At 73.1% G+C, this 21,851-nt stretch carries 15 protein-coding genes; 9 read left to right on the top strand and 6 right to left on the bottom strand.

Features of this window, described 5'->3' with window-relative positions; genetic code table 11:
- Positions 1-9: 9 nt before the first annotated feature.
- The 5 genes from ACIRC0_RS32720 to ACIRC0_RS32740 all read right to left on the bottom strand — a co-directional run bounded on the left by ACIRC0_RS32720 (position 10) and on the right by ACIRC0_RS32740 (position 4,551).
- Positions 10-879, bottom strand: coding sequence for a biotin-dependent carboxyltransferase family protein (locus tag ACIRC0_RS32720; RefSeq protein WP_403623464.1), 870 nt, complete (start codon positions 877-879; stop codon positions 10-12).
- Positions 879-1,493, bottom strand: coding sequence for a 5-oxoprolinase subunit PxpB (pxpB, locus tag ACIRC0_RS32725; protein WP_403623467.1), 615 nt, complete (start codon positions 1,491-1,493; stop codon positions 879-881). Before pxpB ends, ACIRC0_RS32720 begins: the two co-directional genes overlap by 1 nt.
- Positions 1,490-2,242, bottom strand: a complete 753-nt coding sequence (locus ACIRC0_RS32730) for a LamB/YcsF family protein (RefSeq protein WP_403623470.1) — start codon at positions 2,240-2,242, stop codon at positions 1,490-1,492. The genes pxpB and ACIRC0_RS32730 overlap by 4 nt, the downstream gene beginning before the upstream one ends.
- Before the next feature lie 147 nt (positions 2,243-2,389).
- Positions 2,390-3,202 carry a putative hydro-lyase gene (locus ACIRC0_RS32735; protein ID WP_403623562.1) on the bottom strand — a complete coding sequence of 271 codons (813 nt, stop codon included), beginning with the start codon at positions 3,200-3,202 and terminating at the stop codon, positions 2,390-2,392.
- 29 nt (positions 3,203-3,231) lie between these two features.
- Positions 3,232-4,551, bottom strand: a complete 1,320-nt coding sequence (locus ACIRC0_RS32740; RefSeq protein ID WP_403623473.1) for an MFS transporter — start codon at positions 4,549-4,551, stop codon at positions 3,232-3,234.
- A 171-nt stretch (positions 4,552-4,722) separates the two neighbouring features.
- On the opposite strand from ACIRC0_RS32740, the gene ACIRC0_RS32745 reads away from it, so the two are divergent.
- The 4 genes from ACIRC0_RS32745 (at position 4,723) to ACIRC0_RS32760 (ending at position 12,659) form a co-directional block, all read left to right on the top strand.
- Positions 4,723-5,433, top strand: coding sequence for a GntR family transcriptional regulator (locus ACIRC0_RS32745; protein ID WP_403623476.1), 711 nt, complete (start codon positions 4,723-4,725; stop codon positions 5,431-5,433).
- 87 nt (positions 5,434-5,520) lie between these two features.
- Positions 5,521-7,047: a hypothetical protein gene (locus ACIRC0_RS32750; RefSeq protein ID WP_403623479.1), complete on the top strand. Its 1,527-nt coding sequence runs from the start codon at positions 5,521-5,523 to the stop codon at positions 7,045-7,047.
- A gap of 46 nt (positions 7,048-7,093) precedes the next feature.
- Complete coding sequence (locus tag ACIRC0_RS32755) at positions 7,094-7,972, top strand: hypothetical protein (protein WP_403623482.1); 879 nt, start codon at positions 7,094-7,096, stop codon at positions 7,970-7,972.
- Between the two features lie 52 nt (positions 7,973-8,024).
- The gene (locus ACIRC0_RS32760; protein ID WP_403623485.1) at positions 8,025-12,659 is read left to right on the top strand and encodes a hypothetical protein; all 4,635 of its coding nucleotides are present in this window, start codon (positions 8,025-8,027) and stop codon (positions 12,657-12,659) included.
- 96 nt (positions 12,660-12,755) lie between these two features.
- Here the strand turns inward: ACIRC0_RS32760 and ACIRC0_RS32765 are convergent, their stop codons facing one another.
- The gene (locus ACIRC0_RS32765; RefSeq protein ID WP_403623488.1) at positions 12,756-13,271 is read right to left on the bottom strand and encodes a hypothetical protein; all 516 of its coding nucleotides are present in this window, start codon (positions 13,269-13,271) and stop codon (positions 12,756-12,758) included.
- Positions 13,272-13,694: 423 nt separating this feature from the next.
- Here ACIRC0_RS32765 and ACIRC0_RS32770 point away from each other — a divergent pair, with 423 nt between their 5' ends.
- The 5 genes from ACIRC0_RS32770 to ACIRC0_RS32790 all read left to right on the top strand — a co-directional run bounded on the left by ACIRC0_RS32770 (position 13,695) and on the right by ACIRC0_RS32790 (position 21,722).
- Positions 13,695-16,484, top strand: coding sequence for a nitrate- and nitrite sensing domain-containing protein (locus ACIRC0_RS32770; protein WP_403623491.1), 2,790 nt, complete (start codon positions 13,695-13,697; stop codon positions 16,482-16,484).
- Entirely contained in the window at positions 16,481-16,921 is a 441-nt protein-coding gene (locus tag ACIRC0_RS32775; RefSeq protein ID WP_403623494.1) for a roadblock/LC7 domain-containing protein, read from the top strand. The genes ACIRC0_RS32770 and ACIRC0_RS32775 overlap by 4 nt, the downstream gene beginning before the upstream one ends.
- Before the next feature lie 9 nt (positions 16,922-16,930).
- Positions 16,931-17,326 carry a DUF742 domain-containing protein gene (locus ACIRC0_RS32780; RefSeq protein WP_403623497.1) on the top strand — a complete coding sequence of 132 codons (396 nt, stop codon included), beginning with the start codon at positions 16,931-16,933 and terminating at the stop codon, positions 17,324-17,326.
- Between the two features lie 192 nt (positions 17,327-17,518).
- Complete coding sequence (locus tag ACIRC0_RS32785) at positions 17,519-21,136, top strand: hydantoinase B/oxoprolinase family protein (protein ID WP_403623500.1); 3,618 nt, start codon at positions 17,519-17,521, stop codon at positions 21,134-21,136.
- Positions 21,117-21,722 carry a GTP-binding protein gene (locus ACIRC0_RS32790; RefSeq protein WP_403623504.1) on the top strand — a complete coding sequence of 202 codons (606 nt, stop codon included), beginning with the start codon at positions 21,117-21,119 and terminating at the stop codon, positions 21,720-21,722. Before ACIRC0_RS32785 ends, ACIRC0_RS32790 begins: the two co-directional genes overlap by 20 nt.
- The last annotated feature ends 129 nt before the right edge of the window (positions 21,723-21,851 follow it).

A 21,851-nucleotide genomic window follows, 5' to 3' on the forward strand; every position in this document is an offset into this window, starting at 1 on the left:
GCGGCCCGCCTACTGGCGGCTCACGGCCGTGAACCGCACGGGGGTGCCCGGGGCCGCCTGGGCGGCGGCCGCGAGGTCGGCGGTGCGGACGACCGCGATCACCGGGTACCCCCCGGTGGTCGGATGGTCGGCCAGGAAGACGACAGGGCGGCCGTCGGGCGGCACCTGCACCGCGCCCAGCACCATGCCCTCACTGGGGAGTTCACCGGTCCGGGCACGCTCCAGGGCGGGGCCTTCGGTGCGCAGGCCGATGCGGTTGCTCGCGGCGGACACCCGGTACGCGCGCGTGACGAGCGTGCGGAGCGCGTCCCCGGTGAACCAGTCGGCGCGCGGCCCGAGCGTCACCCGCAGCACCAGCTCGGCCGGCGGGCCCGGCTGGGGAACGGCGTCCACGCGCGCGTGAGGGCCGGCCGGCACACCCAGGGGCAGTACCGCACCGTCCGCGAGCGGGGGCGGGCCGAGCCCGGAGAGCAGGTCGGTGGAACGGCTGCCGAGCACCGGGTCCACCGCCACTCCGCCCGCGACACCGACGTAACCGCGTACTCCGGCCCGTGCGGGCCCCACCTCCAGCAGTGCCCCGCCCGGCACGCGGACCGGCGCTCCCCACGGGGCGGGGCGGCCGTCCACGGTGACCGCGCAGGGCGCGCCGCCGACCGCGACGGTGACCGTCGAACGCGGGCGCAGTGCGCAGCCGTTGAGCGTGGTCTCCAGGACGGCGGCTTCCGGTGGGTTGCCGACCAGCCGGTTGACGAGCGCCGCCGCGGGCGCGTCGAGTGCCCCGGAACGCGGTACCCCGAGATGGGCGTGCCCGGGCCGGCCCCGGTCCTGCACGGTGGTCAGCAGCCCCGCGCGTACGACGACGAGAGCACGGTCCGCCATCAGGACCCCACCGGGACGAAGCGGACGCTGACGCCCGGGGCGAGCAGCGCGGCCGGCACGCGCGCGTGGTCCCACAGCACCGCGTCGGTCGTGCCGATGAGCTGCCAGCCACCCGGCGAGGAGCGCGGATAGACCCCGGTGTACGGGCCCGCGAGCGCCACCGAACCCGCCGGGACGGCCGTGCGCGGGGTGGCCCGGCGCGGCACGTGGTAGCGGTCCGGCAGGCCGGTGAGATAGCCGAACCCCGGCGCGAACCCACAGAAGGCGACACGGAATTCGGCCGCCGCGTGGATCCGCGCCACCTCCTTGCGCGACACGCCCCACACGGCGGCGACCTCGGGAAGGTCGGGACCGTCGTACCGTACGGGGATCTCGACCGGCTTCTCCGCGCGCGTGGCGACCGGCGGGACGTCCCACTCGGCGATCCGGGCCGCGAGCCGGGCAGGGTCGGCGACGCCGTCCAGGAGGACCGTGCGGGCCGCGGGGACCACCTCACGCGCGGCCAGCTCACCACAGGCCCGACGGCGCAGCAGCTCGGCGTGCAGGGCCTGTGCCTCGTCGCCGCTGGAGAGCTCGACGAGCAGCGCCTCGTCCCCGACGGGCAGCACCCTCATGCGAAGGCCTCCACGCGCACGCCCGAGGCCTCGAGCGCGGCGCGCACCCGGCGGGCCAGGTCGACCGCGCCCGGTGTGTCGCCGTGCAGGCACAAGGAGCGTGCGCGCACCGGGATCTCGCGCCCCGAGTGGGCCACGACGGTCCCGGAGCGGGCGAGGCCCACCGAGCGCGCGACGACCGTGTCGACGTCGGTGATCACCGCCCCGTCCCGGCCGCGCGGCACGAGCGTGCCCTCCTCGGTGTAGGCGCGGTCCGCGAACGCCTCGGTGACGACCGGGAGCCCGGCCTTGCCGGCCACCTCCAGGAAACGCGACCCGGGCAGCCCCAGCACGGGCAGCGTGGCGTCGGCGAGCAGCACGCCGTCCACGACCGCCTGGGCCTGCCGCTCGTCGTGGACCACCCGGTTGTAGAGCGCGCCGTGCGGCTTCACATAGGCCACGCGGGAGCCCGCCGCGCGCGCGAAGACCTCCAACGCGCCGATCTGGTACGCCACTTCGGCGGCCAGTTCGTCGGGCGGCACGTCCATCGAGCGCCGCCCGAAACCGGCCAGGTCGCGGTAGGAGACCTGGGCGCCGATCCGTACGCCGCGCTCGGCCGCCAGTTCGCACACCCGGCGCATGGTGGCCGCGTCCCCCGCGTGGAACCCGCAGGCCACGTTGGCGCTCGTGACGACCGACAGCAGCCGCTCGTCGTCGGTGAGCTGCCAGCGGCCGAAGCCCTCGCCGAGATCGGCGTTCAGATCGATCATGGTCCCTCCTGGTCGGGCGCCGTCGGGCGAGGTGGTACCGGTCGTCGTCGGGCGACGCGGTGCCGGTCGTCGTCGGGCGACGCGGTGCCGGTCGTCGTCGGGCGACGCGGTGCCGGTCGTCGTCGGGCGACGTGGTACTGGTCGTCGTCAGACCACGCGGTACTGGTCGTCGCGCGCGTCGGTGATGAACATCTGCCCCGGTGCGTGGGTGATGGCGAACGGCGGGCGCGAGGCCATCACCGCGGCCTGCGGGGTCACGCCGCAGGCCCAGAACACCGGGATGTCGTCCGGTTCGGCGTCCACCGGGTCGCCGAAGTCGGGCCGGCGGAGGTCCTCGATGCCGAGGACCGACGGATCGCCGCAGTGTACGGGGCCGCCGTGCACCGCGGGGAGCAGACTGCTCTCCCGGATCGCGGTGGGCAGGTGCCGTGGCGGGACCGGGCGCATGGACACCACCATGGGGCCGTGCAGACGGCCTGCCGGACGGCAGGGGCGGGCGGTGACGTACATCGGGACGTTGCGGCCCTGCTCGATGTGGCGCAGGGGCACGCCCGCCTCGCCGAGCGCCCACTCGAAGGTGAAGCTGCACCCGATGAGGAACGACACCAGGTCGTCCCGCCAGTGGGCGCGCACGTCCGTCGGCTCGTCCACCAGTTCGCCGTCCCGCCACACCCGGTAGCGCGGGAGATCGGTCCGCAGGTCGGCGCCCTCCGCGAGGACCGTCGTGGGCGAGCCCGCGTCGGTGACGTCCAGGACCGGACAGGGCTTGGGGTTGCGCTGGCAGAACAGCAGGGTGTCGTACGCCCAGTCGGCGGGCACCGAGATCAGGTTGACCTGGGTGTGGCCCGCGGCGACCCCGGCGGTGGGGCCGCTCAGGCCCTCCCGGACACGGGCCCGGGCGTCCTTCGCGCTCCACGCGTGCGCGTGCTCGTCGACGAGGATCAGCGGTCGGTCTTCCATGAGGGTCGGGGAGTGGTCTTCCGCGCGGTTCACCGCAGCTCCTTCCCACGCGTCTCCGGCAGGCCCAGCAGCGCCAGTGCCGCGATCCCGTACCCGATCGCCCCGAAGACCAGCGCACCGCCCACGCCCCAGCTGTCGGCCAGGAAGCCCACCAGGGTCGGGAAGGCGGCGCCCACCGCACGACCGGTGTTGTAGGTGAAGCCCTGTCCCGTGCCGCGCACCGCCGTCGGGTACAGCTCGCTCAGGTACGACCCGAAGCCGCTGAAGATGGCGGACATGCAGAACCCGAGCGGGAAACCGAGCACCAGGAGCAGGGTGTTGGCGCCGCTCGGGATGTTCGCGTACGCCAGGATGCAGATCGCCGACAGCAGGGCGAAGAGCCAGATGTTGCGCCTGCGGCCGAGCCGGTCGGTGAGGTGGCCGCCGGTGAGGTAGCCGAGGAAGGCCCCCGAGATCAGGAACGTCAGGTAGGAGCCGGTGCCGACGACCGACAGGCCCCGCTCCGACTTCAGGTACGTCGGCACCCAGGTCGCCAGTGTGTAGTAGCCGCCTTGGACACCGGTGGAGAGCAGACCCGCGAAGACCGTCGTGCGCAGCAGGCCGGGCTGGCCGTCCCTGCCCGGCTTGAAGATCGCGGCGAAGGAGCCCTTCTGGGCGCTCCGTTCGCGCTGGGCCGTCGCCTCCGGGGCGTCGTGCACCCGGCGGCGCATCCAGATCACCAGCAGCGCGGGCAGCGCACCGGTCCAGAACATGACCCGCCAGGCCAGGTCGTCGCCCAGGAACGAGAAGACCAGGGTGTAGACGACCGCGGCCAGCGCCCAGCCGACGGCCCAGGAGCTCTGGATCGCGCCGAGCGTACGGCCCCGGTGCCGGGCGCTCGCGTACTCGGCGACCAGGATCGCGCCGACCGCCCACTCGCCGCCGAAGCCGAGGCCCTGGAGGGCACGGAAGACCAGCAGGGTCTCGTAGGTCGGGGCGAATCCGCAGGCGACCGTGAAGACGGCGTACGTCACCACGGTGATCATCAGGGCCTTCACCCGTCCGACGCGGTCGGCGACCACACCCGCGACGGCGCCGCCGACCGCCGAGACGACCAGGGTGACCGTGGTGAACAGGCCGGTCTGGCCGCTGTCCAGACGGAAGTACGCCGCCAGCGCGACCATGCTGAGCGGCAGCGTGAAGTAGTCGTAGGAGTCCAGGGCATAGCCGCCGAAGGCGCCCGCGAAGGCACGGCGGCCACGCGGGCCGAGGGCGCGCAGCCAGCCCAACGCGCCGTCGTCAGCGCCGCGTTCGCCGGCGCCGGAGCGGGCGTCGGCGGTCGGGGCCGGGGAAGGAGGAGTCGTGCTCATGGGCACCTCGCAGTGAGGGACGGAGGGTGCTTGGGGGATGAGCCGTGCGGTGCGGAAGCCGCGACGCCACGGTGAGCGGAGCGGTGCCGTGCCCAGCAAGGTAGAGGATCGTTGAACGATCCTTCAATACCCATGTTGTCTCGTCCTTGTCTGTGCGCTTGAATTCCGGGCATGGCAGAGGAGCTGACGGGACTGGCCGACGACCGCGCGCTGCTGGGGCGCACCAGCACCGCCGAGCGGGTGTCGGACATCCTCAGGAGCCGTATCGCCGAGGGCTACTTCCCGCCCGGCACCCGGCTGTCGGAGGACAGCATCGGCGGCGCCCTCGGCATCTCGCGCAACACGCTGCGCGAGGCGTTCCGGCTGCTCACGCACGAGAGGCTGCTCGTCCACGAGTTGAACCGGGGCGTCTTCGTACGGGTCCTGACGGTGGACGACGTGGAGGACATCTACCGCACCCGCACGCTCGTCGAGTGCGCCGTCGTACGGGGCCTCGGGCAGCCGCCGTACGCCCTGGAAGGTCTCGCGGCAGCGGTCGCGGAGGGGCAGCGCGCGGCGCGCGAAGGTGACTGGAAAGGCGTGTCGACGGCCAACATCCACTTCCACCGTGAACTGGTGGCCCTCGCCGGGAGCGAACGCACGGACGAACTGATGCGCAGCGTCTTCGCCGAACTGCGCCTGGCCTTCCACGTGGTGGCGGACCCGCGCCGGCTGCACGAGCCGTACCTGGCTCGCAACGAACAGATTCTCCGGACCCTGCAGGCCGGGCAGAGCGAGAGGGCCGAGCAGCTCCTGGCGGCCTACCTCGACGACTCACGAGCGGGCCTGGTCGAGGTGTACGGGCGCCGGGTGGCCGACACAGGTCAGGGACTCGGGGCTTGACATCGGCGGCTTTGCCGTGGACCGCGGCCGGCGGAGCGCACCCGGCGATTTGGGTCGTTGTCAGACCCAGGACCTAATCTGTGCACCGTGACTTCGCCTGCATCGACGGATCGTGTTCCGCCCCAGTTCAGCACGGGGCCGCGCCCCGCTTCGGGGCCGGCCGCCGACGAGGGGCTGGCCCGGCGGCTGCGCGCGCTCGCCTGCACCGCGCCGCTGCACGACCTGGACGCGCGCAAGGCCAACCTCGCGGGTGAGTACTCGGTGTACGGCATGGCGGAGATCGCCCTCGCCGCCATCGACCTGGTCACGCTGAACATGGACTTCGACACCGGCGCTGACCACGACCAGATAGTCGCCCGCCTCATCCCGCGCATCGCCGCCCAGGCCCCGCAGCGCCCGCCCGCCGAACACGAGCGCGTGGCCCGCTGGGTCCTGGAGAACCTGATCAACGTCGGCAGCGTCGACCGCGGCTTCCGGGCCGTCTACGGGACGTTCGCCCCGGACGGCACGTACGTCCGCCGCGACTACGACTTCAAGCTGATCGAGGAGGTCCCGGGCTACGGCGGAGGCGTCTACCTGCGGACGACGGACGAGGCGGTCAACGTCCTCGTCGGCGCCCTCGACACCGATGTCACCAGCGCCCAGATCGCCGCCGAGGTCAAACTGGAGGTGCTGATCAGCCGGGGCCGCCTCGCCGACGCCCAGCTCGCCGCCGAGCAGGCGCGCTACCGGACCGTGCAGTACTCGGAGTCCCTGCGCAAGGCCCTGGACGCCACCCGGCGCAACGTCCGTGCGGTGGACTGGCTGAACGCGGTCCCGGACATGATCACCGAGGCCCTGGACCACGTCGCCGAGCGCTACCGCCACGAGAACGCGATCCTCACCAACATCCGCAAAGCCCGAGACGAGTCCGAGGAACCCGATCAGAAGCGGCGCGCCGCCGAACTCGTCGACATCGTCAAGGACTGCATCCGCCGGCACACGCAGCTGCAGTCCCGGCTCCTGGAAGCGGGCCCGCTGTTCCGCGCCGAGCAGGACCGGCAGGCGTTCGCCACGCCCTCCGCGACGTCCGGGATCGACCTGTACGGGCACCTCGTCGCCCAAGTGCTGCCCCTGGCGCTGGAGCGGGCGACCCGCGTCACGGACGCCTTCTTCACGCACGGTACGGGACTGCGCACGCCGTTCTCCGTGCGGGTCTCGGACCTCGTCGACCTGCTGCTGACGCCTCCGGTGGAGCGCGAGCACCTGGGCGCCGAGATGCCCGAGCCGGACCTGATCGCCACACCGGACGACAGCAGGTTCAGCGAGGAGCAGCTGGCCGCCGCCATGGAACTGCTCGACCTGCCGGCGGACGCGCCACGGCGGCTGTCGGGGCTGTTGGCCGAGGCGCGCCGCAAGGACCCCGACCTGCCCTATCTGGTCGCCCTGTTGGCCGTGCACGCGGCGAGCCCGCCGGTGGGCACGGCGTACCGGCAGGGGGAGGAGAAGCTGCTGTTCGCGGTGGACGACGGCACGGAGCTGGACGACCCGGAGTTCGGCGGGGCCGACCTGATCGTGGGCACGGCCCTGCTGGACGCGGCGGGCATGGCGGCGGACCGGACGGAAGCGGCGTGATGCCGATGACCACGAACAAGCACCAGCGCACCAAGGAGCCCCAACCGTGACCGAGCACGTCGAGTGGAGTGAGCCGGACGCCGCCGCCACGCCGGTGAGCAGCGCCGTCACCCCCGCCGACGCCGCCGACGCGGCGCGGCTCGTCGCCTTCGGGCTGCAGCCCAAGCTGCAGCCCGCACGCGACCAGGAGTACGCCGACCTGCTGCGCCGCTACCGCGAGGACCCGCCGTTCGCGCGGCTCGCCGACGCCGTCGCCACCGGGCTCGGCCTCATCGTCCTGGAGGTGTCCCCGCGCGCGGGCATGGCCGTCACCGCGGCCGAGGACTCGGTGTTCGCGGTCCGGATGGGCGACTACGCGCGTCGCACATCGGCCGACTCCGCCGACCGCTTCCTCCACGGGCTCGCCCATCTGGCCGTCGCCGCCCTGGCGTTCCCGCGACCGGAGGACCTCGCCGACGACGGCTACATCGGGCGCGTCACGGTCAACGGCGTCGACGCCTTCGTCCGCCAGGCCTGCCGCCGCCTCGAGGAGCGGGCCGAGGAGCAGGGGGAGAACACCGACCCGGCCACCGACGCGCCCGGCCTCGAGGCCGCCTGGCGGGTTTGGGCCAGACGCAGCGCGACCGGTGCCACCAAGGACGCGCGCCGGCCGGCCGCCTCGACCACCGGCATCGTCGCGAAGGCCGTCGCGTTCCTCACCGACTCCGGGTTCCTCCAGCGCACGGGCGACGATAACGGCGGCACGTACCGCACGACGGCCCGCTACCAGCTCCAGGTGCGCGACATGGCCGGCAGCGCCGCCATGGCCGAACTCCTCGAACTCGGCATCGTCCCGGTCACCGACGGCACGGCGACCCTGCTGCCCGCCGAGGACACCGACGACCTGGAGCTCGTGGCCGACGCCGGACTGCCGTTCCACTCCTGAAACACCCGCATTTTCCGAACACCAGCAAGACTTACGACGAGAGTCCGCCGCCATGTACGAGCTGTCCCGGGTCCGCCTCTACTCCATCGGCCCGGCCGGTGCGCGCTACGCCGACACCGTGCTGGACCTACGGGGCGTGGGTGATCCGGTGCCCGAACCCGCGCCCACCCAGGCGGAGTTCTTCGAGGAGGAGCCCGCCGGGCCGCCGCGCAGGCCCGCCCCCGCGGGCGTGCTCTTCCTGGAGAACGGCGGCGGCAAGTCCGTCCTGCTCAAGCTGATCTTCTCCGTGATGCTGCCGGGCCACCGCAACACGCTCGGCGGCGCCAGTTCCGGTGTGCTGCGCAAGTTCCTGCTCGCCGACGACTGCGGACACGTGGCCCTGGAGTGGCAGCACGTGCAGACCGGCGAGTGCGTCGTCGTCGGCAAGGTCAGCGAGTGGCGCGGGCGCCAGGTGTCCAATGACCCGCGCAAGTTCGCCGAGGCCTGGTACTCCTTCCGCCCGGGTCCCGGACTCACCCTGGACAACCTGCCCGTCGCCGAGTCCAACGCCGTACGGCCGCCCGTCGAGGGCGCCTCCGGGGCGCAGGGGCGACGCCGCACGATGAAGGGTTTCCGGGACGCCCTCATGGAGGCGGGCAAGGCGTATCCGCACCTGGAGGTGCACTGGGAGGAGATCCACGACCGCTGGAACGAGCACCTGACGGACCTCGGCCTGGACCCCGAACTCTTCCGCTACCAGCGGGAGATGAACGCGGACGAGGGTGAGGCCGCCGGTCTCTTCGCGGTCAAGAAGGACTCCGACTTCACGGACCTGTTGCTGCGTGCCGTCACCGACACCCGGGACACCGACGGACTCGCCGACCTGGTCAGCGGTTTCGGCAACAAGCTGGGCCGACGGGCCGAGCTGATCGCCGAACGGGACTTCACCGCCGGGTCCGTGGACCTGCTCGGGCGTATCGTCGACGCCGCCGAGGCCCGCTCGCGGGCGCGCGACATCCACGCGGGCGCCGAACGGCGGACACGCACGCTGGCGCGGCGCCTGTCCGCGCGCGGGGTGCAGGAGCGGGTGCGCGCCGCCGATCTCGCCGAGCAGGTCACCACGGCCGCGCACGCTGTCACCCAGGCCGAGACCGCCCGCGAGCACAGCGCGCTCATCGCGGCCGAACTCGCCTACCGGCACGCCTCCTTGGCGCTCACCGGTGCCGAGAAGGCCGCCGCCGCGCAGAAGCGCGAACTGGCCGACGCCCGCCAGCTCTACTCCGCGTGGCAGGCCGCCGAGGCCGTGCTGCGGCACCGTGCCGCCGCCGACCGGGTGGCGCGCGTGTCGGCCGCCATCCAGGAGGCCGAACGGGACGCCGCGCCCGCGCTCGCCGCCCGCGCCAAGGCCGCCGTCGATCTCGTACGGGCGCTCCACGGGGCCGCCGAGAGCGCCGAGTCCCTCGCCAACGAGGAGGAGGAGCGGTCCGCCGCCCTGCAGGAGGTGAGCGAGTCCGCCTACCGGGACTCGACCTCCGCCGCCACCGAGGCGCAGCGCGCCCGCAGCGAGGCCGGACATCTGCGCCAGCGGCTCACCGAGGTGGAGCAGGAGACCGCCGAGGCCGTGCGCGCGGGCTGGCTGGACGACAGCGCACCCGACGCCGACCCGGCGCGGGCGGCGCTCGCCGCGAGCGACGCCGAGAAGACCGCCGTCGCCGCCTGGGACATCGCTCGTGAGGCCTCCCGCCGGGCCTCCGAGCACGCGCGCGAGGCGGCCACCGCCGAGTCCCGGGCGGAGCTGACGGCGGCCCGCGCCGCGGACGCGGCCACGGCCGCCGAGCGGGCGTACGAGGCCGAGCGGCGCACCGCCGAGGCGCTGGCGGCCGAGGAGCGCCTGGCGGAACTGCTGAGCCTGTCAGGCACCGGCGCACGCCCCCGGGTCCCCGGGCCCCGGCGCGACGAGGACACCGGCGAGGCCGAGGCGCCGATGGCACCGGACGGCGCCCTCACCGCCGAGGAACTGGACCGCTTCGCCGACGAACTGCGCGAACTGCTCGACGACTCCGTCTCCTCCGCAGAGCGGCAGCTCTTCGAACTGCGGACCGCCGCGGCCGACGACGCGCGCATCCTCGGCGCCCTCGGTGACGGCGGGCTGCTGCCCCCCGGCCCGGACGTGCTCGCCACCGTCGAGTACCTCGGCGAGCACGGCATTCCCGCGCTGCCCGGCTGGCGCTACCTCGCGCAGGCCGTCGACCCCGCCGACCACGCACGCGTGCTGACCGCCCGGCCCGAGCTGGTCGACGGCGTGATCATCACCGATCCGGAGTCGCACGTCTGGGCCCGTCAGGCGCTGAGCGAGGCCGCACTGCTGCCCCGCTCCGCCGTCGCCGTCGGCACCGCCGCCGCGCTGCTCGCCCCGACCCCGCCCGTCGACGAACGCGACGACAGTGGCGATGTGTTCCTGGTCCCGCCGAACCCGGCCATGCACGACGAGCACGCCGCCGACGAGGAGCGCCAGGCGCTGCGCGCCCGCGCCACCGAGCGGGACGAGGAGATCCGGACGCTCGCGGCCCGGCTCGGCAAGGACCGCGAGCTCGCGGCCCGGCTCGCCTCCTGGCGCACGGGATGCCCGGCGGGCCGGCTCACCGAGCTGGCGCAGGCCGCCCGGGACGCCCGCGCGTTCGCCGAGGAGGCCGAGGCCGAACTGGCCGAGGCACGCACCGCCCGGGCGGAGGCCGACGAGACGGCCGCCGAGGCCGCCCAGGTGCGCGACGAGCGCCAGGAGGCCGCGCAGAAGGCCCGCCGCGCCGCCGACGCCCTCGCCGGACTCGCCTTCCGGCTGCGCGAACGCGCCGGCTGGCAGGTCAAGCTGCGCGAACTCGCCGACGAGGCGGTCGAGGCCGAGGCCCGCGCCCAGGCCTGCCTGGAGCGCGCCCGCGCCGCCGACGAGGACCGGCGCGCCGCCCAGCGCGCCGCCGACGACGCCCGCCGCACGGCGCGTGCGCTGCGCGCCGAACGCGCGGAGATCGCGGGAGCCCCCGACGACGTACCGGAGGACGCCACGGACGCGCCGAAGGCGTCCCTGCCCGCCCTCCGGGAGGCCTACCGGGCCGCCTCCCAGGTCTACGAGAAGGTCGGTGTCGGTGCCGACCTGCGCGCCGAGCAGGCGCGGGCCGAGAGCGACGAGTCCGCCGCACGCGCCGAACTGGACCGGCTCAGCAACAAGGTGCGCACCCGCGCCGAACAGCTCCTCGCCTCGCCGGACGGCTCCGACGGGCCGTCCCGGCAGGCCGCCGCCGCCCGCGCCGAGGAGCTGGTGCAGCTCCTGGAGACCCGGATGTCCTCCGCCAGCGAACAGCTCGGCCGGCTGCGCGGGGAGGCCGAGCGGCACGCACCCGAGAACGGCGAGGCCCACACCGAACTCCCCGACGAACTGGTGCCGCGCGACACCGAGCACGCCCAGGCCCTGCTGCGCACCGCGACGGCCGAGCTCGCCTCCCGCACCGAGGCCCTGACCCAGGCCCGCGACGCCCATGCCGAACTCCTTCAGGCCCACCGGGCCGCCGAGGACGCGGCGAGCGGCTTCGACGAGATCGCCGCGATGCTCCGCGACCTGCTGCGCGAGCACGCCTCGGAGGAGGAGCACGAGGAGCCGGAGCCCTACCCGGGCACCCTGGAGGAGGCCCGGAAGGCCGCCGCCGAGGCCCGCCGCTCCCTGCGTGGCTGCGCCGCCGACCTGTCCGCCGCCGAGGCCGCCGTACGCGAGGCGAGCGACGTACTTGTACGGCACGCCAACTCCACACGGTACGAGCAGGTCCGCACGCCCGCCCGCCAGCAGATCCGCGAACTGCCCGCATCCGCGCTGCCGGAGCACGCGCAGCGCTGGGCGGAGGCCTTCGCGCCCCGACTCCGGGTTCTGACGGACGAGTTGGCGCAACTGGAACGCAACCGGGACTCCATCGTCGACCGGCTGCGCGGCCTCGTGGAGTCCGCGCTGGCGACCCTGCGCTCCGCCCAGCGCCTGTCCCGGCTGCCCGAGGGACTCGGCGAGTGGTCCGGGCAGGAGTTCCTGCGGATCCGCTTCGAGGAGCCCGACCAGGCCACGCTCATCGAACGACTGGGCGAGGTCATCGACGAAGCGACCCGCGCGGCCGTCAAGAAGAACTCCGACCTGCGCCGCGACGGCATGTCCCTGCTCCTGCGCGGCGTGAGCGCGGCACTCCAGCCCAAGGGCGTCGCCGTCGAGATCCTCAAGCCGGACGCCGTGCTGCGCGCCGAGCGGGTGCCGGTCGGGCAGATGGGAGACGTCTTCTCGGGCGGCCAGCTGCTCACCGCCGCCATCGCGCTGTACTGCACGATGGCCGCCCTGCGCTCGAACGACCGGGGACGCGACAAGCACCGCCACGCGGGCACGCTGTTCCTGGACAACCCCATCGGACGCGCCAACGCGACGTACCTGCTGGAGCTGCAGCGGGCCGTCTCGGACGCGCTCGGGGTGCAACTGCTCTACACCACCGGCCTGTTCGACACGACGGCGCTCGCCGAGTTCCCGCTGGTCATCCGGCTGCGCAACGACGCCGACCTGCGGGCGGGCCTGAAATACATCCGGGTGGAGGAACACCTCCGGCCGGGCCTGCCGCAGCAGCCCCAGGCCGAAGAGGCGGTGCACAGCGAGATCACGGCGACCCGGATGTTCAAGCGGCCCGCGTGACTGCCCGCGCGACCGTGGGGCGGGCCCACGTGAGGTCCGCCCCACCGCGCGCCCTGCTGCCGCGTGCCGTCCCAGGCGTGCGGGGCCCTCATTCCGTCACGGATGCGACAACTGCCCGGTCCCGCCCCGCCGGCGTATGCGCTCCTGAGTCCGCTCCGCGACTCGTGCCCGGCGGTGGGCCGCGCGGCGTTCACGGCGCAGGGCGCGGGCCGTGCTGCTCGGGGCCGACACCACTCCATAGCGCTGGTTCCACACCTGGCGCGTCACCCAGACGTCCAGCGCGCCCCACGTCGCCACCACCGTGCTCGCCACGCTGCTGAGCACCATGGGGAACGCCAGCCAGGAGTCGGCCAGCGTGCACAGCACGGCGATCACCGCCTGGATCAGCGTCACCGCGATGATGAGGACCGCCCGAACTGCCGCCGTCCGCACGGGATCAGGCAGCCGCCGCCGACGCGCGGGCTCCTCCACCCACAACGGCCGGTAGGACGGCGCGTCCCGCTGCTCCTCGCCCGCCGCGATGTCGCGATCCGGCGCCTGGGGACCCCGTCGCGCTGCTGTGGGCGCCGCGGCGCCCGTCCCGGGTGCCCCGTGCCGCTCCGCCGTGTCCATCAACCCGTCACTCCCCACCGCCCGCAGACCACTTGTCCCGGTGTCACCCGACACCGACTCCCCAGTGGCTGCCCGGCTTGCGCTGTTTTACGCCGCCCGAGTGCGGCATGCGGCGCCTGTGGCCGATTCCGCCCCCAATTCCCATACAGGGAGACGATCGTCGTTCCGCGAAGATTCCCAGCGAACGAAAAATTCCGGCCAAGGAGCCCCCAATTCCCGGCCGGATGCCCCGCCGCACCGCGTGCCGGTCGCGGGGAGGTGATGGGCCGTAATGGCAGGACAACTGCCCACCTGCTGCCGGCCTTCCGCGGGCGGCGCGCCCGCTCGCTCCTTCGAGATACCCGTGGGTCGGTAGTAGGCTCACGCCGTTTGTTGACGCACATGTGTACCCCCGGTACGGAGGGGGTCGAGCTGGGGGAGGCCATGCGCTTTCGCGGGAAGTCCATCCGCCGGAAGATCGTGGCGCTGCTCCTCGTGCCGCTGCTGTCCCTGACCGCCATCTGGGCTTTCGCCACGGTCCTCACCGGCCGTGAGGCCCAGTCGCTGTTCAACGTGTCCCACATCGTCGAAGAGGTCGGCTACCCCACCGAGGACACCGTCCGCGTCCTGCAGCAGGAGCGCCGCCAGACCCTCGTGTATCTCGCCGACCCGCGCGCCTCCGACTCCCTCGCTGCGCTCCGCCGCAGCCGCGCCGCCACCGACGAGATAGTGGCCAAGCTCCGTCGCAACAGCAAGGACGAGGACCTGCGCGAGGACATGGGTCAGGGCACCGCCGAGCGCCTCGCCTCCATCCTGGACGCCCTTGACGGCATGACGTCGCTGCGCCGCAGCGTCGAGGACGGCACCGTCAACCGCTCCCAGGCCCTCGACCTCTACAACCGTCTCGTCGACCCCTGTTTCACGCTGCTGGCCAATCTCCACCTCCTCGACAACGTGGAGATGGACAAACAGGGCCGCGCTCTGGTCAACGTCTTCCGCGCCCGTGAACTGCTCTCCCGCGAGGACGCCCTCCTCGGTTCCGCACTCGTCGCCGGCCGGCTCACCCGTGACGACATCCACGACGTCTCCGTCCTCGTCACCCAGCGCTCCGTGATGTACGACGTCAGCCTGCCGCTGCTGCCGGCCTCGGAGAGCCAACGCTTCCAGCGCTACTGGAAGAACGCCGGCACCGCGCCGCTGCGCGTGGCCGAACAGGCCGTCGTCGGCGCCGCTCCGGGCATCCCGCACGGCGTCACCGCCAAGAGCTGGGACGAGGCCGCAGGCCAGGTCCTGGACCGGCTGGACCGGATGAGCACGCAGGCCGACGACCGCTACCAGGACCGCGTCCGCCCCCTCGCCGTCAACGTCGTCATCAAAGCGGCCATCCCCGGCATCCTGGGCCTCATCGCCCTGCTGGTCTCCCTGGTCATGTCCGTCCGGATCGGCCGCGCCCTGATCCGCGACCTGCGTCGGCTGCGCCTGGAGGCCCACGAGGCGTCCGGGGTGCGGCTGCCCAGCGTGATGCGCCGCCTCTCGGCGGGAGAACAGGTCGACGTCGAGACCGAGGTGCCCCGCCTGGAGTACGACAAGAACGAGATCGGCGAGGTCGGCCAGGCCCTGAACACCCTGCAGCGCGCCGCCGTGGAGGCCGCCGTCAAGCAGGCCGAGCTGCGCGCCGGTGTCTCCGAGGTCTTCGTCAACCTCGCCCGCCGCAGCCAGGTCCTGCTGCACAAGCAGCTCACCCTGCTCGACGCCATGGAGCGCAGGACGGACGACACCGAGGAACTCGCCGACCTGTTCCGCCTCGACCACCTCACCACGCGCATGCGCCGCCACGCCGAGGGCCTCGTCATCCTCTCCGGCGCCGCCCCCTCCCGGCAGTGGCGCAAGCCCATCCAGCTCATGGACGTGGTCCGCGCCGCCGTCGCCGAGGTCGAGGACTACGAACGCATCGAGGTGCGCCGGCTGCCCCGCGTCGCCGTCACCGGGCCCGCCGTCGCCGACCTCACCCACCTGGTGGCCGAGCTTCTGGAGAACGCCACGGTGTTCTCGCCGCCGCACACCGCCGTACAGGTCGTCGGCGAGCGTGTCGCCAACGGCTTCACCCTGGAGATCCACGACCGCGGTCTCGGCATGACCGCCGAGGCGCTCATGGACGCCAACCTGCGGCTGGCCGAAACGCCGGAATTCGAGCTCTCCGACACCGACCGGCTCGGCCTCTTCGTGGTCAGCCGGCTGGCCCGGCGGCAGAGCGTCCGCGTCTCCCTCCAGCCGTCCCCGTACGGCGGCACCACGGCCGTCGTCCTCATTCCCGACACACTCCTCACCGACGACGTCCCGGACACCAACGGCATCGGCTTCCGTCTCGACCGCGCCCTGCCCGACACGGCGTCCGGCACCCGCAAGGACCGCGCCTCGGCACTGCCCCACGCCCCCGTCAGGCTCCCGGGTGTCCCCGCGTCGATCCTGGACGGCCCCGTCGAGCTCGACGCCCCCATCGACCTGGACGCGATCGACGACTTCGCGGGCGCCCTCGACGACCAGGACGACGAACCCGGCGTCTTCCGGCCCCGCCGCTCCCTCGCGGACACCCCGCGCGAGCAACACCAGCAGGCACGAGACACACCGCGCGTGCCCGCCCGCCCCGGCGACACCGACCACCCGGGTGCTCCGGTCCCGCTGCCGCGCCGCCGCGCCCCCAAGCTGGTCAGCTCCCACGGCCGCCCGGTGACCGGACAGGCACCGCGGCGGTCCGCGGCCGACGAGGAGCAGAGCCCGCCCGACCGCGGCCTGACGGGGCTCCAGGAAAACCGTCGGCCGTCCGGCCGATCCGGGGAACCCAAGGCCGACGCCGTACGTTCGTACGATGATCGCACCGAAGTGTCTGCCCTGCCCCAGCGGCGCCGCACCCGGCCCCCGTCCGGCCCGGACGGGACCATGGCCAACCCGGACGTGGCGGCCGGAGGGGCGGACGCGGGCGCGGGCCCGCTGCCCCGCCGGGTACGGCAGGCCAGCCTCGCCCCGCAGTTGAAGGACGGGCCGGGCCGGCGCGCCGAACGCGAGCAGTCGGGCACCGCCGACCGGGCGGGGCACGCCGAGCGCGACGCCGACGAGGTTCGCAGCCGTTTCGCCTCGCTCCAGCGGGGCTGGCAGCGCGGCCGCGAGGAGAACGCCGCGGGCGACGAGGCCCAGGACGGCTCAGCACGAGGAACGACAAAGGGGGACGGTCGATGACCGCACCGAAGGCCGCAGGGCCCACCGCGACCAACAAGGCGTCGGGGGAGCTGAACTGGCTCCTCGACGACCTGGTGGAGCGCGTCGCCAGCATCCGCAAGGCGCTCGTGCTCTCCAGCGACGGTCTGCCCACAGGGGTCTCCAAGGAGCTGAGCCGGGAGGACAGCGAACACCTGGCCGCGGTCGCCTCCGGATTCCACAGCCTCGCCAAGGGCGTCGGCCACCACTTCGACGCCGGCAAAGTCCGCCAGACCATCGTCGAACTCGACGAGGCCTTCCTGTTCGTCACCGCGGCCGGCGACGGCAGCTGCCTCGCCGTCCTGGCGGACGCCGACTCCGACGTCGGGCAGGTGGCCTACGAGATGACCCTTCTCGTCAAACGGGTCGGTATACATCTGGGGTCCGCTCCGCGCACCGATCTGCCCGCGGGCGGGTAGTGGGACGGCATGAGCCGAGACGGTCAGGGAAGCAGCCACTGGTTCGACGACGAGGCCGGACCGGTCGTCCGTCCGTACGCCATGACGCGCGGCCGCACCAGCCACGAGGTGCAGCACCGCCTCGACCTGATCGCGGTGGTCGTCACCGAGCCGCACGTGAACGATCCCGAGAGGGACCCGTCGCTGTCCCCGGAGCACGTGGACATCGTCGAACGGTGCCGTGACACTCCCCAGTCGGTAGCCGAGCTCGCCGCCGAGCTGGATCTGCCCGTCGGCGTGGTGCGGGTGCTCGTCGGGGACCTGGTGGACGAGGAACTGGTCCACGTCACCCGTCCCGTACCGCCCGCCGAGCTGGTGGACGAGAGCATCCTGCGCGATGTGATCAACGGCCTGCGCGCCTTGTGAGCCGGGGGTGCCGCGCGCTCCGGCCGAGTGCGCGCACACCCCCGCGGGCGGCGCCGACGTGCCCTCCCAGGCGCGGACCGGCGCCGCAACCCCCGTCCCGATATGATCCAAGTGATCGTCGGCCACCCACCGCAGCGGGCCGATCACCGACCTGCGGGCAGGGTTCCGAGCAGCGCGATCGGAGAGACGGACGTGACCACGGGCTGGCAGTTCTGGGTCGACCGCGGCGGTACCTTCACCGACGTCGTCGCGCGCCGCCCGGACGGCCGGCTGCTCACCCACAAGCTGCTGTCGGACAACCCCCACCGGTACGCGGACGCCGCCGTCGCGGGCGTACGCGCACTCCTCGAGGACGGGGGCCCCGTCGACGCAGTCCGCATGGGCACCACCGTCGCCACCAACGCCCTGCTGGAACGCAAGGGCGAACGCACCCTCCTCGTCATCACCCGCGGCTTCCGCGACGCCCTGCGCATCGCCTACCAGAACCGCCCGCACATCTTCGCCCGCGCGATCGAGTTGCCCGAGCTGCTGTACGAGCGGGTCGTCGAGGTCGACGAACGCATCACCGCCGACGGCACCGTCCTGCGCGCCCCCGACCTGGACGCCCTCGCCGGGCCGCTGCGGGAGGCGTACGGCGACGGGATCCGCGCGATCGCCGTGGTCTGCATGCACAGCCATCTGCACCCCGCCCACGAGCGGGCCATCGGCGAGCTCGCCACCCGCACCGGCTTCCCGCAGATCTCGCTGTCCAGCGAGGTCAGCCCGCTGATGAAACTGGTGCCGCGCGGCGACACGACCGTCGTCGACGCCTACCTCTCGCCCGTCCTGCGCCGCTACGTCCAGCACGTCGCCGACGAACTGCGCGGCGTGCGGCTGATGTTCATGCAGTCCAACGGCGGGCTGGCGGAGGCCGGACAGTTCCGCGGCAAGGACGCCATCCTGTCCGGGCCCGCGGGCGGCATCGTCGGCATGGCACGGATGTCGCAGCTCGCTGGTCACGACCGTGTCATCGGCTTCGACATGGGCGGCACCTCCACGGACGTCTCGCACTTCGCCGGCGAGTACGAACGCGTCTTCACCACGCGGATCGCCGGAGTGCGGCTGCGAGCCCCCATGCTCGACATCCACACGGTCGCGGCGGGCGGCGGCTCGATCCTCCACTTCGACGGCTCCCGCTACCGAGTAGGGCCGGACTCGGCGGGCGCGGACCCAGGACCCGTCTGCTACCGCGGTGGCGGCCCGCTGACCGTCACCGACGCCAACGTGATGCTCGGGCGCATCCAGCCCGCCCACTTCCCGCGCGTGTTCGGCCCCGACGGAGACCAGCCCCTGGACGACGCGCTCGTCCGGGAGCGCTTCGCCGCCCTCGCCCGCGACATCCGCGAGCGGACCGGGGACGACCGCACTCCCGAGCAGGTCGCCGAGGGCTACCTGCAGATCGCCGTCGCCAACATCGCGGGCGCCGTCAAGCGGATCTCGGTGCAGAAAGGCCGCGACGTCACCCGCTACGCGCTCACCACCTTCGGCGGGGCAGGCGGCCAGCACGCGTGTCTGGTCGCCGACTCCCTGGGCATCCGCACCGTCCTCGTACCGCCCATGGCGGGAGTCCTCTCCGCGCTCGGCATCGGGCTCGCCGACACCACCGCCATGCGCGAACAGTCCGTCGAGGCACCCCTGGAGCCCGCCTCGATGCCCGCCGTCCTGAAGACCGCCGACGACCTCGAGAGCGCAGCCCGCGCCGAACTCCTCGCCGAGGACGTGCCCGAGGACCGCATCCGGGTCACCCGCCGCGCCCAGCTGCGCTACGACGGCACCGACACCGCGCTCACCGTCGAGCTGACCGAACCCGGCACGATGCGGCACGCCTTCGAAGAACGTCATCGCGCGACGTACTCCTTCACGCTCGACCGCCCGATCGTCGTCGAAGCTCTCTCCGTGGAAGCCACCGGCGTCACCGAACCCCCCGATCTCTCCGCCCTCGCCCCGTACGAAGGCCACCGCGCCGCGCCCGAGACCGTCCGCCTCCACACGGGCGGCGCCTGGCGCGACGTACCTCTCCACCGCCGGGAGCATCTGCCGCCCGGCGAAGCCGTCACCGGACCGGCGATCATCACCGAGGCCAGTGCGACGACCGTCGTCGACGACGGCTGGCGTGCCGTGGCTCGAGACGACGGGCATCTGGTCATGGAACGCATGGCGATTACGGAGAGTTCCCGCGCGGACACAGAAGTGGATCCGGTCCTGCTCGAGGTCTTCAACAACCTGTTCATGTCGATCGCCGAACAGATGGGCGCCCGCCTCGAGTCCACCGCCCAGTCCGTCAACATCAAGGAACGTCTGGACTTCTCCTGCGCCCTCTTCGACCCCGAGGGCAACCTGGTCGCCAACGCCCCGCACATCCCCGTGCACCTCGGCTCGATGGGCACCAGCGTCAAGGAGGTCATCCGCCGGCGCGGCGACAGCATGCGCCCGGGCGACACCTACGCCGTCAACGACCCTTACCACGGCGGAACCCACCTGCCCGACATCACCGTCATCACACCCGTCTTCGACACGGACGGTGACCGGATCCTCTTCCACGTCGCCTCCCGCGGTCACCACGCGGAGATCGGCGGCATCGCGCCCGGCTCCATGCCGGCGCGCAGCCGCACCATCGAGGAGGAAGGCGTCCTCTTCGACAACTGGCTGCTCGCCGAGGGCGGCCGCTTCCGCGAAGGGGAGACCCTCCGTCTGCTGACCGAAGCGCGCCACCCGTCACGGAACCCGAAGACCAACCTCGCCGACCTGCGCGCCCAGATCGCCGCCAACCGCAAAGGCGTCGACGAAGTCGGCCGTGTGATCGAGGACTTCGGGCTCGACGTGGTGCAGGCGTACATGAAGCACGTCCAGGACAACGCCGAGGAGGCCGTGCGCCGCGTCATCGACGCCCTGGACGACGGCGAGTACGCCTACGAGACCGACTCCGGCGCCGTCATCCGCGTCCGGGTCCGCGTCGACCGCGCAAGCCGCTGCGCGACCATCGACTTCACCGGCACGTCCGCGCAGCTCCCGACCAACTTCAACGCGCCGTTGTCGGTGGTGAACGCCGCCGTCCTGTACGTCTTCCGGACTCTGGTCGCCGACGACATCCCGCTCAACGACGGCTGTCTGCGGCCCCTCGACATCATCGTCCCGCCCGGCTGCCTGCTGGCCCCCCGGTCCCCGGCCGCCGTCGTCGCCGGGAACGTCGAGACCTCCCAGGCCATCACCGGTGCCCTGTACGCCGCGCTCGGGGTGCAGGCCGAGGGCTCCGGCACCATGAACAACGTCTCCTTCGGCAACGACCGGTACCAGTACTACGAGACGGTGGCCTCCGGATCCGGCGCCGGTGACGGCTTCCCGGGCGCGCCTGTGGTGCAGACCCACATGACCAACTCGCGCCTGACGGACCCGGAGGTCCTCGAGTGGCGGCTGCCGGTCCTGCTCGAGGAGTTCGCGGTGCGCCGCGGCAGCGGCGGCGCCGGACGATGGCGCGGCGGGGACGGTGCCGTGCGCCGCATCCGCTTCCGGGAGTCCATGACCGTCTCCACGCTCTCCCAGCACCGCAGGATCCCGCCCTACGGCATGGCGGGCGGCAGGCCCGGATCACTCGGCGCCAACCGGGTGGAGCGCGCGGACGGGACCGTGGTGCGCCTCGCGGGCAGTGATGCGGCAGACGTCGGTCCGGGCGACGTGCTCGTCATCGAAACCCCCGGCGGCGGAGGTTACGGACCGCCGCCGTCCGATCCCAGTCGAGCAGGAGAAGAGAACGATGATCTTCGGGCGCAGTGAGCGCGGCAAGCCTCCGGTCGAGCCCGTCACGCTCAAGATCCTCGTGGCCGGCGGTTTCGGCGTGGGCAAGACGACCCTCGTCGGCGCGGTCAGCGAGATCAGGCCGCTGCGTACCGAGGAGGTGCTCACCGAGGCGGGCCGCCCGGTGGACGACACCCGTGGCGTGGAGGGCAAGCACACCACCACCGTCGCCATGGACTTCGGCCGCATCACCCTCCGCGAGGACCTGGTGCTCTACCTGTTCGGGACGCCCGGCCAGGACCGCTTCTGGTTCCTGTGGGACGAACTGGCCACCGGTGCCCTGGGCGCCGTCGTCCTCGTGGACACCCGCCGCCTGGAGGACTGCTTCGCCGCGGTCGACTACTTCGAGCGCCGCTCCATCCCGTTCGCCGTCGCCGTCAACTGCTTCGACGGCGCGGTCCGCCACCCCGCCGAGGACGTACGGCAGGCCCTCGACCTGGACGAGGACGTACCGGTCGTCCTCTGTGACGCCCGCGAGCGGGAGTCCGTCAAGGAGGTGCTGATCGAGGTCGTCCGGCACGCCGGGACGCACACGGCCGACGGCCGCGCGAGCGTTGCCACCTGATCCCGCGGACACGCAGGGCGGCCCGTACCCCCGCCGACCGGAGTACGAGCCGCCGTAGCGCACGCGCGCGTGGCTCAGGCGAGACGCACGCGCGCATGGCTCATGCGAGAAGCACGCGCGCGTCGACGT

Source organism: Streptomyces sp. NPDC093984 (genome assembly GCF_044764595.1).
GTDB lineage: Bacteria > Actinomycetota > Actinomycetes > Streptomycetales > Streptomycetaceae > Streptomyces > Streptomyces cynarae.